The 15,057-nt window shown below is 39.6% G+C and carries 11 protein-coding genes and 1 other annotated feature (1 of these 12 cut by a window edge); all 11 genes read left to right on the top strand.

Annotated features, from left to right (window positions below):
• Positions 1-156, top strand: a binding site (T-box leader) (it extends 99 nt beyond the left edge of the window).
• 82 nt (positions 157-238) lie between these two features.
• The 11 genes from ilvB (at position 239) to lonB (ending at position 14,947) form a co-directional block, all read left to right on the top strand.
• Positions 239-1,960 carry an acetolactate synthase large subunit gene (gene ilvB / locus V7122_RS07460; RefSeq protein WP_335526179.1) on the top strand — a complete coding sequence of 574 codons (1,722 nt, stop codon included), beginning with the start codon at positions 239-241 and terminating at the stop codon, positions 1,958-1,960.
• Positions 1,957-2,475, top strand: coding sequence for an acetolactate synthase small subunit (ilvN, locus tag V7122_RS07455; RefSeq protein ID WP_335344276.1), 519 nt, complete (start codon positions 1,957-1,959; stop codon positions 2,473-2,475). The genes ilvB and ilvN overlap by 4 nt, the downstream gene beginning before the upstream one ends.
• A 96-nt stretch (positions 2,476-2,571) precedes the next feature.
• On the top strand, positions 2,572-3,594 hold the full coding sequence (gene ilvC / locus V7122_RS07450; protein WP_335344277.1) for a ketol-acid reductoisomerase: 1,023 nt from the start codon (positions 2,572-2,574) through the stop codon (positions 3,592-3,594).
• Positions 3,581-5,119 carry a 2-isopropylmalate synthase gene (locus tag V7122_RS07445; RefSeq protein WP_335526177.1) on the top strand — a complete coding sequence of 513 codons (1,539 nt, stop codon included), beginning with the start codon at positions 3,581-3,583 and terminating at the stop codon, positions 5,117-5,119. Before ilvC ends, V7122_RS07445 begins: the two co-directional genes overlap by 14 nt.
• Positions 5,120-5,182: 63 nt before the next feature.
• Entirely contained in the window at positions 5,183-6,295 is a 1,113-nt protein-coding gene (leuB, locus tag V7122_RS07440) for a 3-isopropylmalate dehydrogenase (protein WP_335344279.1), read from the top strand.
• Positions 6,296-6,371: 76 nt separating this feature from the next.
• Entirely contained in the window at positions 6,372-7,784 is a 1,413-nt protein-coding gene (leuC, locus tag V7122_RS07435; protein ID WP_335344280.1) for a 3-isopropylmalate dehydratase large subunit, read from the top strand.
• 25 nt (positions 7,785-7,809) lie between these two features.
• A complete protein-coding gene (gene leuD, locus V7122_RS07430; protein WP_335353300.1) occupies positions 7,810-8,403 on the top strand; it encodes a 3-isopropylmalate dehydratase small subunit in 594 nt (197 codons plus the stop codon).
• Between the two features lie 514 nt (positions 8,404-8,917).
• Positions 8,918-9,946 (top strand): tetratricopeptide repeat protein, encoded by a 1,029-nt coding sequence (locus V7122_RS07425; RefSeq protein WP_335526175.1) that lies wholly within the window; start codon positions 8,918-8,920, stop codon positions 9,944-9,946.
• A 161-nt stretch (positions 9,947-10,107) separates the two neighbouring features.
• On the top strand, positions 10,108-11,391 hold the full coding sequence (gene tig, locus V7122_RS07420) for a trigger factor (protein ID WP_335526173.1): 1,284 nt from the start codon (positions 10,108-10,110) through the stop codon (positions 11,389-11,391).
• Positions 11,392-11,799: 408 nt separating this feature from the next.
• Positions 11,800-13,062, top strand: coding sequence for an ATP-dependent protease ATP-binding subunit ClpX (gene clpX, locus V7122_RS07415; protein ID WP_335526170.1), 1,263 nt, complete (start codon positions 11,800-11,802; stop codon positions 13,060-13,062).
• Between the two features lie 217 nt (positions 13,063-13,279).
• Complete coding sequence (gene lonB / locus V7122_RS07410) at positions 13,280-14,947, top strand: ATP-dependent protease LonB (RefSeq protein ID WP_335526168.1); 1,668 nt, start codon at positions 13,280-13,282, stop codon at positions 14,945-14,947.
• The last annotated feature ends 110 nt before the right edge of the window (positions 14,948-15,057 follow it).

Below are 15,057 nucleotides of genomic sequence, written 5' to 3'. Positions count from 1 at the left end.
TCAGAGCACCAGCTTGAAAGATCTTTCTAGTAGAGTTGGTCGGGTGTTGCCCACCCGTTATCAAAACGAACAGGATTATCTGTTCATAAGTGCACGCTTTTGCGTGAATTTAGGGTGGTACCGTGGAATAGGTTATTAAGCCTTTTCATCCCTTTACCTGCGATAAGTAGGTTTATGAGGGATGGAAGGGCTTTTTTTATTGAAATTATGTAAGGAACAAAGAGGAGGTTTTATTAGAATGTTGCAGGAAGCTGCCTATACAGAATCAAAGTCTGAGACTACAACAGTCACGGGTGCAGATCTGTTATTAGAAGCCTTGGAAAGGGAAAAGGTAGAAGTAATTTTTGGATATCCAGGAGGAGCAGTCCTACCGATTTATGACAAAATTTATCATTCAAAAATCCTCCATGTTTTGCCTAGACATGAACAAGGCGGAATTCATGCCGCTGAAGGCTACGCAAGGATTTCTGGTAAGCCAGGGGTAGTGATCGCCACTTCAGGACCAGGAGCGACGAACATTGTGACAGGATTAACAGATGCCATGATGGACTCCTTGCCGCTTGTCGTATTTACAGGTCAGGTAGCAACAAGTGTCATCGGTTCAGATGCTTTCCAGGAAGCGGACATTCTGGGAATTACAACACCAATAACAAAGCATAACTATCAAATTCGAAATATTGAGGATATTCCAAGGATCGTGAAAGAGGCATTCTATATTGCATCTAGCGGAAGACCTGGTCCAGTGCTAATAGATGTTCCAAAGGATATTGCAGCTTCTGTATCAAGTCGTCCGGAAGAACAAGAAATTAATTTACCTGGGTATCAGCTAACGTTACAGCCTAACTATTTACAAATTCGTAAATTAACTGAAGCTGTAAGCAGTGCAAAGAAACCAGTCATACTAGCGGGTGCAGGGGTGCTTCATGCTAAAGCTTCTCAAGAATTAAAGGAATATGCCGAACAGCAGCAGATTCCTGTTATCCATACATTGCTAGGCTTAGGCGGTTTCCCTGCTGATAATAAACTTTTCGTAGGGCTTGCAGGGATGCATGGCTGCTATGCGGCAAATATGGGCCTAAGTGAATGTGATTTACTTATCAATATCGGAGCACGCTTCGATGATAGATTAACGGGTAATTTACAGCACTTTGCACCTAAAGCAACAGTAGCTCACATCGATATTGACCCAGCTGAAATTGGCAAAAACGTGCCGACAGCTATTCCGATTGTAGCTGATGCAAAGGAAGCATTAAAGCAATTGGTTCAGCAAAATGGAAAGCCGCCAGTCAATACCGAGTGGCGTGAGCAGATCCAAAAATGGAATGAGGAATATCCGTATTATTACGGAGTGTCTACTGAAGACAATTTAAAGCCTCAGAAAACAATGGAGATGCTATTCGAGAAAACAGCCGGAAATGCAATTGTTGTTACAGACGTTGGTCAGCATCAAATGTGGGCAGCGCAGTATTATCGTTTTAACCAAGCAGATAGATGGGTTACTTCTGGGGGATTAGGAACAATGGGATTCGGTCTTCCAGCAAGTATCGGTGCCCAATTCGCAGATCCGGACGCATGTGTAGTTGCCGTCCTAGGAGATGCCGGATTCCAAATGTCCACACAAGAGCTTGCTGTAATAAGGGAATTTAATCTTCCAATTAAGATTTGTATTTTTAACAACCACTCTTTAGGAATGGTACGTCAATGGCAGGAAATCTTCTATGAATCGCGTTTTTCACATAGTAAAATCTCGGTTCAGCCCTCTTTCGTGAAACTGGCTGAAGCATACGATATTAAAGGGTATGTGATTAGATCAGAGGAAGAAGCAGAGAAAATTTTAAACGAAGTATTAAATGATCGTGAACCTGTTCTGTTAGATTTCAGAATTGATCCAAATGAAAATGTATATCCAATGATCGCACCAGGAAAAGGATTGCATGAAATGGTAGGTGCTAAGCCTTGAAAAGAACAATAAGCATGACAGTACTAAACCGTCCAGGAGTATTAAATAGAATAACAAACTTATTTTCTAAGCGGAATTTTAACATTGAAAGTATTTCAGTTGGCCTGACAGAACATGAAGGCGTTTCTCGAATCACATGTGTTGTCCATGTAGAGAGTGATCGTGAAGCTGAACAAATCACGAAACAGCTTAATAAGCAAATTGATGTATTAAAGGTAGTAGATATAAGTGATCAATCAATTGTCGCAAGGGAATTAGCCTTAGTAAAAGTTCTTGCAACTCCACAAACAAGAAGCGAAATTTATTCACTTATTGAACCATTTCGAGCAACTGTTATCGATGTGGGCAAGGACAGCTTAGTTATTCAAATAACGGGTGAATTTGAAAAGATTGAAGCCTTTATTGAACTAATTAAGCCATACGGTATTAAAGAATTAGCGAGAACTGGAACAACGGCCTTCCCTAGAGGGACACAGAGATCAGCAAAAGAATTAAAGACAATTTCAATTGTTTAAGAGAATGGTGCTAATCATTCAACTCATTAAACTAGTATAATAACTAAAAAATTCAAAATAAAAAATAAACTTTAGACGAAGAAAGGGAGAATAACAATGGCAAAAATGTACTATAACGGAGACGCAAATGCAGCATATTTAAATGGAAAGAAAGTAGCAGTAATTGGTTACGGTTCACAAGGTCATGCACATGCACAAAATATGAGAGACAGCGGTGTTGAAGTTGTCATTGGTCTTCGTCAAGGAAAGTCATGGGATAAAGCAGTGGAAGATGGCTTCCAAGTATATCCTGTAGGCGAAGCAACTGCACAGGCAGATATCGTAATGATTCTATTGCCAGATGAGCAGCAAACAAAAGTATATATTGAAGAAATCAAGCCTAACTTAACAAATCAAGCCATCATGTTCGCTCATGGTTTCAACGTTCACTTTAACCAAATCGTGCCTCCAGCAGATTGTGATGTTTTGCTAGTTGCTCCTAAAGGCCCTGGCCACCTTGTTAGAAGAACGTTTGAACAAGATGCAGGTGTTCCAGCATTATTCGCTATCCACCAGGATGTAACAGGCGAAGCAAAAGAACTTGCTTTAGCATATGCAAAAGCGATCGGATCGTTGCGTGCAGGCGCATTAGAAACAACATTCAAAGAGGAAACAGAAACAGATCTTTTCGGAGAGCAAGCAGTACTTTGCGGTGGTTTAACTGCACTTGTAAAAGCTGGTTTCGAAACATTAGTAGAAGCTGGATATCAGCCAGAACTTGCTTATTTTGAAACATTACACGAGCTAAAGCTAATTGTTGACCTAATGTATGAAGGCGGAATGGCTGGAATGCGCTATTCAGTATCTGATACAGCAGAATGGGGAGATTTTGTAACAGGTCCTCGTATTGTTGATGCTAGAGTGAAAGAGGAAATGAAAGCTGTTCTTAAAGATATTCAAGATGGCAAATTTGCACAAGGCTGGATCATTGAAAACCAAACAAACCGTCCAGTTTATACGGCAATCAAGACTAGAGAAAACGAGCATTTAATTGAAAAAGTAGGTAGAGAACTAAGAGCAATGATGCCGTTCATTAACCAAGGCAAAAAGAAAGAAGTTGTCGGCAGTGCAAAAAATTAAAATATTCGATACAACTTTGAGAGATGGGGAACAATCTGCCGGTGTCAATCTTAACTTATCAGAGAAACTTGAAATTGCGAGACAACTAGAAAGATTAAACGTCGATATCATTGAAGCTGGCTTTCCAGCAGCATCAAAAGGTGATTTTTCATCTGTTCAAAAAATTGCTCAAATGGTTAAAAATTGTTCTGTAACGGGTCTTGCACGCGGCGTCATTTCCGATATTGACGTTGCTTGGGAGGCGCTCAAAGACGGTGCAGAGCCTAGATTGCATACATTTCTTGCGACATCACCAATTCATCGCCAATATAAATTGAAGATGTCAAAGGAAGAAGTAATTGAGAGGGCAGTTGAATCTGTTAAGTATGCTGCTAAAAAGTTCCCGATTATTCAATGGTCTGCAGAGGACGCTTCGAGAACTGAACTTCCTTTCTTAGCTGAGATTGTTGAAAAGGTAATCCAGGCTGGAGCTCACGTCATTAACCTGCCAGATACGGTTGGATATGGGACCCCGGAAGAATACGGAAAGATTTTTAAATACTTAAGAGAACATGTTCCTTCTATTGATAAGGTTTCTTTATCAACTCATTGTCACGATGATCTTGGGATGGCTATTGCTAACTCATTGGCAGCGGTTGAAAACGGAGCAACTCAGGTTGAAGGAACAATCAACGGAATTGGCGAAAGAGCTGGGAACGCAGCTCTTGAGGAAATTGCAGTAGCCCTGCATATTCGGAAGGATTTCTACCAAGCTTCAACTCGCTTGAATCTTCAGGAGATTAGCCGCTCAAGCAGTATCGTGAGCAAACTGACCGGAATGGTTGTTCCAGCTAATAAAGCAGTAGTAGGCAAAAATGCATTTGCCCATGAATCTGGTATTCACCAGGATGGAGTACTAAAAGAAAAAACAACTTACGAAATTATTTCTCCAGAATTAGTTGGTGTACAATCCAATTCTTTAGTACTTGGAAAGCATTCCGGAAGACATGCCTTTAAAAATCGCTTAAATGAACTAGGCTTAAATGTTCCAGATGATGAGCTTAATAAATTATTTGTTTCCTTTAAAGAATTGGCCGACCGGAAAAAAGAATTGACTGATTATGATTTAGTTGCACTTGTACTTGATGAAAAATTATCAAAAGAAGTTAGCTTCTATGAATTAAATCAAATTCAGGTTCAATATGGAACAAATCAAATCCCGACAGCAACAGTTACATTGATGGGTATTAACAAGGAAGTCATTCAGGAAGCTGGGACTGGGGCTGGCAGCATCGAGGCGCTTTATAATACGCTAGAAAAATGCGTAGATGGATCCATTAATTTATTAGATTATCGAATCCAGTCAGTTGGTGCAGGCAGGGATGCTTTAGCAGAAGTTTATGTAAAAATGAAATACTTGGATATCGAGACGAGCGGGCGCGGACTTGCACAGGATGTGCTGGAGGCTTCAGGAAAAGCGTATTTAAATGCCATTAACAGAGTCATTTATATGAAAAATATGGGTCGTGAACTTAGTTTAACCTAGTAAATAATAAGGTTACTTTGGATCATCTAGAAAATCACATAAATATTAAACGGAGGGATAAAAATGGAGAAGCGTATCGCTGTACTACCAGGAGATGGAATCGGCAAAGAGGTGGTAAAAGGAGCAATAGAAGTTTTACAGGCTGTTGGAGAGCGTTTCGGTCACCAGTTTCATTTTGAATATGGAAAAATTGGTGGGGAAGCAATTGATACGGTTGGAACACCGCTGCCCGATGAGACAGTTGACCTATGCAAGCAAAGCGATGCGGTTTTACTAGGGGCAGTTGGCGGTCCTAAATGGGAGAGCCAGCCACCCCACCTCCGGCCCGAACGCGGTTTATTGAAAATTCGTAAGGATTTAAATTTATATGCCAATTTAAGACCAACTAGCTATTATCAAAGTCTTGCAGATTCTTCCTCTCTTAAAAAGGAAGTTATTGAAGGCGTAAATATGCTGATGGTTAGGGAATTAACGGGCGGCTTATACTTTGGAAAGCCAAGTGAACGTATAACAAGAGATGGCGAAGATGCTGTCGTAGATACATTGTTTTATAAAAAAGAAGAAATGCAAAGAGTCATTAAGCTTGCATTTGAGCTTGCAAAAGCACGTAAGGGGAAAGTGACTTCAGTCGACAAGGCTAATGTATTGGAATCGAGCAGAATGTGGAGAGAGGTAGCCGAAGACATTTCAAAGGACTATCCTGAAGTCGTTCTCGAGCATATGTTAGTTGACAATGCGGCAATGCAGCTTATTAGAAAGCCGACACAATTTGATGTCGTAGTTACTGAGAATTTGTTTGGAGACATCTTAAGTGATGAAGCTTCAGTTCTTACTGGCTCATTAGGAATGCTGCCATCAGCAAGTTTATCAGCGGAAGGGCCATATCTATATGAACCAATCCATGGATCAGCTCCTGATATCGCCGGGAAAGATCTTGCTAATCCACTAGCAACGATTCTTTCAACAGCCATGATGCTAAGACTTTCATTTGGAATGAATGAGGAAGCAGAAGCCATTGAACATGCAGTAAATCAAGTGCTTGAAGCCGGATACCGCACAGGAGACATTATGTCGTCCGGAATGAAACAAGTTTCAACTACTGAAATGATTGCTGAAGTAAAAGCAACATTGCTTGATAATGAAGCTATTTTGAACATCATGGGTGCTTATGCATAGAAAAGCGGAAACGATTGGACACGACCAGAATTGGTCGTGTTTATTTTAAAAATAACAATTGGAGGGGGAGGAAAAAATGGGAAAGTCAATTATTGAAAAAATTTGGGAACAACATATTGTCCATCAGGAAGAGGGGAACCCTGACCTATTATATATTGACCTGCATTTAGTCCATGAAGTTACATCTCCACAGGCGTTTTCTGGACTGAGAATGAAGAATCGTAACGTAAGAAGACCTGATAAAACCTATGCAACCGTTGATCATAACATCCCAACAGATAATCGTTATGAAATCAAGGATACTGTTGCTTTAAATCAAATGTCGACTTTAGAAAAGAACTGTACAGAGTTTGGCGTTCAACTAGCAGGCATTGACAGCCCGGATCAAGGGATTGTTCATGTTATCGGACCTGAGCTTGGTTTAACTCAGCCAGGAATGACTATTGTTTGCGGTGATAGTCATACATCCACACATGGAGCTTTTGGATCCATTGCGTTTGGAATTGGGACTAGCGAGGTAGAACACGTTTTAGCGACTCAAACAATTTGGAGAGCAAAGCCAAAAACATTAAAGCTAGAAATTAATGGTGAGCTTAAAAAAGGCGTGTCTGCAAAGGACGTAATTCTTTACGTTATTGCGAAATATGGAATTGATTTCGGAACAGGTCATGTAATTGAATATTGCGGAGACACGATCAAGAGAATGACTATGGAAGAAAGAATGACAATTTGTAATATGTCCATTGAGGGCGGAGCACGTGCTGGACTTATAAGCCCAGATGAAACGACATTTAATTATATTCAAGGAAGAAGATATGCTCCAAAGGGCGAGGATTTCTCTCAGGCTGTGGATAAGTGGAAGGAGCTTGCTTCAGACGCAGATGCCGAATATGATCGTGTCATCGCTATTGATGCAAATGACATTGCTCCAATGGTGAGCTGGGGGACAAATCCATCGATGACTGCAAAAATAAGTGATCGAATCCCGACTATGAATGATTGCAAAACGGAAATTGAAAAGAAATCGCTTGAACGGGCATTGGCCTACATGGGATTGCAGGAAGGTCAAAAAATTGAAGATATTGAGATTCAGCATGTCTTTATTGGCTCTTGTACAAATTCAAGAATTGAGGATCTGCGCCAGGCTGCTAGCATTGCAAAAGGAAAGGAAGTCCATCCGAATGTTAGGGCACTTGTCGTTCCAGGTTCACAGCAAGTGAAGAAGCAAGCAGAATCAGAAGGGTTAGATGTCATCTTCAAACAGGCTGGGTTTGAATGGCGTGATTCCGGCTGCAGCATGTGTTTAAGTATGAACAATGATATCGTTCCTAGCGGAGAGCATTGTGCTTCTACCTCCAATCGAAATTTCGAAGGCAGACAAGGTTCTGGAGCAAGAACACACTTAGTCAGCCCAACTATGGCTACAGCAGCTGCGATCTTTGGAAGATTCGTTGATGTTAGCTCATTGATTACGGCAGAGACAGTTTAATCATAGGAAAAAGGAGGGAATAAGAATGAGCGGTTTTAAAGTTTTAGAAGGAAAAGCGGCAGCTCTTGATCGAGCAAATGTGGATACAGATCAAATTATCCCGAAGCAATTTTTAAAAAGAATAGAAAAAACAGGATTTGGCCAATTTTTATTTTATGATTGGCGTTTTTTGAAGGATGGGGAGCCTAATCCAGACTTCGAATTAAATCGTCCCGAAAACGCAGGTGCAACCATTTTAATTGCCAATGAAAATTTTGGATGCGGCTCATCAAGGGAGCATGCACCTTGGGCGCTATTGGATTATGGCTTTAAAGCGGTCATTGCCCCTTCATTTGCTGATATTTTTCATCAAAATTGCTTAAAGAACGGAATACTTCCAATTCAGCTCAAAGAGGATGAAGTATCCTATTTATTAGCCAAAGGAAAAACTCAAGCGTTTAAGCTGAAAATTGACTTAGAACAGGAAACGATCTCAGATGATAGCGGCTTCTCCACATCTTTCCCTATAAATGATTATTGGAAGAAGATGCTGATGAACGGCTGGGATGAAATTGAAATTACCCTTCAGCTCGATGATAAAATTGATGAATATGAAAAAACTTTAACAGCTGTTAAGTAAACAAAAGGATTCACAGTTTTCTCTGTGAATCCTTTTGTTTCGTCCAGCTGCAGCGCCTACCCCCGACGTACAGGACGTACTAGTGTCGACAATACGACAGGACAAGGAAAGCTTCGTCAGCGACACATCGCACGACCAAAAGTGAAGCTTTTGGGAGGACGTCGCGTTTTTGTCGACCTCGAGGTCACAAGCTTGTCTAGCTTCGGCTCCTAGGGACTCGAGACATAAGCCAATCCCTTCCAGAAGGCAAAGTACGCCTTCCTGCAGGGCTCGTCTTATGCTTTTCGTCCCTGATCAGTCGCCTACACTTTTCGATCAATCCTCCCAGAAAGGTAAAAGACAACCTTTCCGAGAGGCTTGTCTTGTGCTTGTCGGGGGTGACCACAAAGGAAAGCTTCTGCGAATGAACATCGCAGGAACAATTGTCCTTTGATTGTTCCGAAGGCGCTTTCGCATTTGTTCTTTAATCATAATCATGCTACACTAACTTCAAAAACGAAGCGGCGTGACATAAATGAAAAAACGGAATCGGAAAAAACTAAACGATAAAGTTCTCCTTTTTCCTGGTCTGGAAAAGAGACTTTTGGAAAAAGGACTTGAAAGCCTTCAGCAAAAAAGGTTCCGTCAGGCGATTAATTTTCTTGAAGAGGCTTTAGTATTAGAACAAGAAAATAATGATATACATATTGGGCTCGTTCTTGCTTATTTTGAGTCCGGCCAATTGACGAAAGCAAAGGAATTGGCAAATAGTATGCTCCAAAAGGGCATAGGAGATTATATTCAAATTATTGACCTCTATTTAATGATTCTCGTGCAATTACATCAGTACGATGATATTGTAAAGACGATTGAAATATTAATAGAAGAAAAAGAAATACCAGCAGATAAAATGGAGCATTTTACACGTATGCTCCAATTTAGCAAAAGAATGGCTGAATCATCTCCCAATATTCATTCAGATGATCCTATTCAGGATGAACCTTTGGATGTGGAAATAAATCTTTTTTCATTAAAAGATCAGCACGAGCAAATCCAAATGGCTACAATGCTAACAAATAGAAACTTAAAGCCTTATATTAATCAAATAAAGGCTTATCTAGAGTCAAGTGAAGGACAGCCATTCTTTAAAACAATGCTATTAAATGTTTTAATTGAACATGAGTATGAAAAAGAGGTTAATGTGCAAAAACTCGGGGAATGGATGATAGTAAGACCTTCAAATCTCCAAGGTGCTCAGCATAATAGTCAGATGGATGAATTGCTAAACATCGTAGCCGAGCAGCTTGAACATGAAGACCCTATTCTCTTTGAACATATCAAAAGTTTGATAGAGCGCCATTTATTTATTCTATATCCTTTTCTGCTTAAGCCCTTTAGTGAAAATGTTTGGGGGGCTGCCTATCATCATCTTGCAGCGGAGTATCAAGGACTCCATTATTCTATAAAGGATCTCGCTTTAAGATACAAAGTTATGGAGAAAGAGATAGGTCATGCAGGGGCATTTTTAAAGAAAATAGAAGAAATTTCATCCCCAAATTATTAGCTTCATTGTTGAAAGCTAGGGTCTGTATGTTATAATATAATGGTTGTATATGTAAATGGTATTTATTATGTAAAAAAATGATAATGCTTGGGAATCGAGCTGTATCAATACCAATTCGTTACGAATGAAATGATAATAGATTGTTGGAGGGAAATAATTATATGTCTGCTAAATTTGAAAAGCTAGAAGGGAACGTTGGAGTTCTTACAATTGAAGTAGATGCAGAAAAGGTAAACGAAGGTTTAGACGCTGCATTTAAAAAAGTCGTTAAACAAATTAATGTACCAGGCTTCCGTAAAGGAAAAATGCCGCGCGGAATGTTTGAAAAGCGTTTCGGTGTTGAATCACTTTACCAAGATGCAGTTGATTTTCTTCTACCTGAAGCATATGCAGGTGCAATCGAAGAAACTGGAATTGAGCCAGTAGATCGCCCAGAAATCGATGTAGAACAAATCGAAAAAGGCAAGAGCTTAATTTTCACAGCAAAAGTAACTTTAAAGCCTGAAGTAAAGCTTGGCGAATATAAAGGGCTTGAAGTAGAAAAATTCGATACAGAAGTAACTGAAGAAGACGTAAATAACGAGCTTAAATCTATGCAAGAAAGACAAGCTGAGCTTGTCGTGAAAGAAGAAGGCAAAGCTGAAACAGGCGACACAGTTGTAATGGACTTCGAAGGATTTGTTGACGGAGAAGCATTTGAAGGCGGAAAAGCTGAAAACTATTCTCTTGAGCTTGGTTCAGGTCAATTTATTCCTGGATTTGAAGATCAATTAGTTGGCACTGCAACTGGCGAATCTAAGGATGTTGAAGTATCATTCCCTGAAGAGTACCATGCTGCTGAATTAGCTGGCAAGCCTGCTGTGTTTAAAGTAACTGTTCATGAAATCAAAACAAAAGAACTTCCTGCTTTAGATGATGAGTTCGCTAAAGATGCAGACGAGGAAGTTGAAACTTTAGACGCTCTTAAAGAAAAAGTAAAAACACGCTTAGTAGATAGCAAGAAGCATGAAGCTGAGCACTTTGTTCAAGATACTGTAGTAGAAAAAGCTACAAAAAATGCTGAAATCGACCTTCCATCTGTAATGGTTGATACAGAAATCGACCGCATGATGAATGAATTTGAACAACGTCTTCAAATGCAAGGAATGAACCTTGATCTTTACTTCCAATTCTCTGGTCAAGATAAAGATGCATTAAGCGCTCAAATGAAAGAAGAAGCAGAAAATCGCGTACGTGTAAACTTAACACTTGAGGCAATTGCGAAAGCAGAGAACATTGAAGTAACAGACGAAGAAGTAACTGCTGAGCTTAGCAAAATGGCTGAAATGTACAACATGTCAGTTGAAAGCATTGAAAAAGCTCTTGGAAGTTTAGAAAGTCTTAAGACTGACCTTCAAATTAAAAAAGCAGTTGAGTTCTTAGTAGAAAACAGCAAAACTGTTTAATTATAAGCACACCTACAAATAAGAAAACATAATGAACAAGGCGCGATTTATTCGTGCCTTGTTTTATACAATGGACAAATAATAAACATACAGAACGTCTTTTTATTACCTACATATGAAGGATTTGGATAAATTCTTTCGATTTAAATTAATCAATAATGGTTAAGCTTAGTTTATTAGGAATATAATTTTAACATAAGTAAAATGTGAATCCTCTTTGCAAACAAAGATACATAATAGAACATATCTGACTCATAAGTGTTTTCATTTCCTGTCCATTGTGAAAATATGTTACAATGCAATACATAACAAAAAATTGATTGTAAAGAAAAGGTTTAAAATACTAACGGTTTGCATAAGATTCGCGGAAATAATAACGAATGGATGTTTTTTTAAGGGGTGAAGGATTTGTTTAAATTTAGTGATGAAAAAGGACAATTAAAATGTTCTTTCTGTGGAAAAACGCAGGATCAAGTGCGAAAACTTGTTGCCGGTCCAGGTGTATATATATGTGATGAGTGTATAGAGCTCTGCACCGAAATCGTTGAAGAAGAGCTTGGAACCGAAGAGGAAGTTGAGTTTAAAGATGTCCCGAAACCAGCTGAAATCCGTGACATTCTCGATGAATACGTAATTGGACAGGATCAGGCGAAAAAATCATTATCAGTAGCTGTATATAATCATTACAAGCGTATTAATTCCAATAGTAAAATCGATGATGTGGAGCTTTTCAAAAGTAACATTTGTATGATTGGACCAACGGGAAGCGGAAAAACCTTATTAGCACAAACGTTAGCACGTATTTTAAATGTGCCGTTTGCTATTGCAGATGCTACTTCTCTAACAGAAGCAGGCTATGTAGGTGAAGATGTTGAAAATATTTTATTAAAGCTTATTCAATCAGCAGACTATGATGTTGAGAAAGCAGAAAAAGGCATTATTTATATTGATGAAATCGATAAGGTAGCCCGTAAATCAGAAAACCCTTCAATAACTAGAGATGTTTCTGGTGAAGGGGTTCAGCAAGCACTATTAAAAATTCTAGAGGGGACTGTGGCAAGCGTTCCGCCTCAAGGTGGCCGTAAACACCCTCATCAGGAATTCATTCAAATTGATACAACGAATATTTTATTTATTTGTGGAGGTGCCTTTGATGGCATCGAACAAATTATTAAGCGCCGTTTAGGTCAAAAGGTTATTGGCTTTGGTTCTACTACAAAGGATACCGAGGTAGATCAAAAAGAACTTCTAACTAAAGTTCTTCCAGAGGATCTTCTGAAATTTGGTTTAATCCCAGAATTTATTGGCCGTCTTCCAGTCATTGCAAGTCTTGGCTTGCTAGATGAAGAAGCATTAATTGAAATTCTTACTAAACCAAAAAATGCATTAGTAAAGCAATATCAAAAGATGCTCGAGCTTGACGATGTAGAGCTTGAATTTGAAGATGAGGCACTAGTGGAAATTGCGAAGAAAGCAATTGAGCGCAAAACAGGAGCCCGCGGACTTCGTTCTATTATTGAAGGAATTATGCTGGATGTTATGTTTGACCTTCCTTCTCGTGATGATATTAAAAAATGTATCATTACAAAGGAAACGATTACAGAAAATATATCACCAAAGCTCATTCTTGAAGATGGAACGATTGTAAAAGAAGAAAGAACTTCTGCATAACAAGCAGCAGAGGATACAAGAAGAGTAAACTTTTTCTCTTCAAATACTTTAAGCCAAACCTTTAGGGTTTGGCTTTTTTGCTTGGATATTAGGGACATTTTCAAGCCGTATAATACAAAATCCCCCCAGCTTTTTACAGCAAAATCTTGTTTATTCCAACTCAGTCAGGGAGATACTAGCATATATCACCGAGAACTAGATTGCAGGAGGGAAAAGTATGAGTTGGACGGGGATCGCCTTATTTATTCAATTGTTTTTTGGAATTGTGATTGGTCTTTATTTCTGGAATTTGCTTAAAAATCAACGAACACAGAAAGTATCAATTGATAGAGAATCAAGAAAAGAAATGGACCAATTGAAAAAGATGAGGTCCATCTCTTTAACTGAGCCTTTAGCAGAAAAAGTTCGCCCATCAAGCTTTGCAGACATAGTAGGTCAAGAGGATGGAATAAAATCGTTAAAAGCAGCCTTATGCAGCCCAAACCCGCAGCATGTGATCATCTACGGACCTCCAGGGGTAGGAAAAACAGCCGCAGCAAGATTAGTTTTAGAAGAAGCGAAAAAGACAGCAAAATCCCCTTTTAAACTTTCATCTGTCTTTATCGAATTGGATGCCACTACAGCCCGATTTGATGAAAGAGGGATTGCAGACCCGCTGATCGGGTCGGTTCACGACCCTATTTATCAAGGTGCAGGAGCCATGGGACAAGCTGGAATACCTCAGCCGAAACAAGGGGCTGTCACAAATGCACATGGCGGCGTCCTATTTATTGATGAAATCGGGGAGCTTCATCCTATCCAAATGAATAAGCTTTTAAAAGTGCTAGAGGATCGGAAAGTATTCTTGGAAAGCGCCTATTATAATGAGGAGAATACCCAAATTCCAAACCACATCCATGATATTTTTAAAAATGGGCTTCCGGCTGATTTTCGATTAATTGGAGCGACTACAAGAACCCCAAGTGAAATTCCTCCGGCCATTCGGTCCAGATGTATGGAGGTATTTTTCCGGGAGCTGGCTGAAGAGGAAATCGCTGATGTCGGCAGAAGAGCAACAGAAAAAGTTAATCTGGCCATTAGTGAAAATGGATTAATGATTCTTGCTTCTTACGCACGGAATGGCCGTGAAGTAGTCAATATGATCCAAATTGCAGCAGGGCTTGCCATTACAGAAGATCGAAATTACATAAAAGATGAAGACATCGAATGGGTCATTCAATCGAGTCAGCTAACACCAAGAATGGAAAGAAAAATAAACACCCGTTCTGAAGTGGGATTAGTGAATGGTCTAGCTGTATATGGCCCAAACTCAGGCGCCCTTCTTGAAATTGAGGTTACCATTATTCCAGCTCAAGATAAGGGCAGTATAAATATTACAGGTATTGTTGAAGAGGAAAGTATTGGCGGACAAGGAAAATCCATTCGCAGAAAAAGTATGGCAAGAGGATCCGTTGAAAATGTAATAACCGTTCTTCGCTCGATGGGAGTTCCAGCAAGCGACTATGATATCCATGTTAACTTTCCAGGCGGTGTTCCAATAGATGGCCCATCCGCAGGCATTGCGATGGCCACCGGGATTTATTCAGCCATTTACAAGTATCCTATTGACCATACAGTTGCCATGACAGGAGAAATAAGTATTCATGGGCATGTTAAACCAGTTGGCGGTGTTTATCCGAAGGTAAAGGCAGCGAAAAAGGCTGGGGCCCAAACCGTTATTATTCCAAAAGAAAATATGCAATCCATACTAAAAGAAATAACCGGAATCAAAATTGTTCCAGTAAGCCATTTGAATGAAGTTTTTGAAATAGCCTTATTGAAGAACTTTCACCTGGAACAATCCATCACTGCTTCAATCGAATTGGCAAAAAAAGAAAGCATCTAGATGGTCAACTTCGGCTAATTGTTCCCAGCATGAAAGCCGAAGTTTTCTTTATGTCGAGAAGACGGATATAGGTTGACGCGTCCATCCAGCTCCGTTGGACGGACACTTTG

This window comes from Bacillus sp. JJ1532 (genome assembly GCF_036965085.1).
In the GTDB taxonomy this organism is placed as follows: Bacteria; Bacillota; Bacilli; order Bacillales; family Cytobacillaceae; genus Cytobacillus.
This window is presented reverse-complemented; position numbering and strand designations above follow the sequence as displayed.

What these genes read in the sequence shown, in the direction of transcription:
- ilvB (WP_335526179.1), top strand. Translation starts at nt 239, where the DNA reads ATGTTGCAGGAAGCTGCCTATACAGAATCAAAGTCTGAGACTACAACA.
- ilvC (WP_335344277.1), top strand. Translation starts at nt 2,572, where the DNA reads ATGGCAAAAATGTACTATAACGGAGACGCAAATGCAGCATATTTAAAT.
- leuB (WP_335344279.1), top strand. Translation starts at nt 5,183, where the DNA reads ATGGAGAAGCGTATCGCTGTACTACCAGGAGATGGAATCGGCAAAGAG.
- leuC (WP_335344280.1), top strand. Translation starts at nt 6,372, where the DNA reads ATGGGAAAGTCAATTATTGAAAAAATTTGGGAACAACATATTGTCCAT.
- leuD (WP_335353300.1), top strand. Translation starts at nt 7,810, where the DNA reads ATGAGCGGTTTTAAAGTTTTAGAAGGAAAAGCGGCAGCTCTTGATCGA.
- V7122_RS07425 (WP_335526175.1), top strand. Translation starts at nt 8,918, where the DNA reads ATGAAAAAACGGAATCGGAAAAAACTAAACGATAAAGTTCTCCTTTTT.
- tig (WP_335526173.1), top strand. Translation starts at nt 10,108, where the DNA reads ATGTCTGCTAAATTTGAAAAGCTAGAAGGGAACGTTGGAGTTCTTACA.
- lonB (WP_335526168.1), top strand. Translation starts at nt 13,280, where the DNA reads ATGAGTTGGACGGGGATCGCCTTATTTATTCAATTGTTTTTTGGAATT.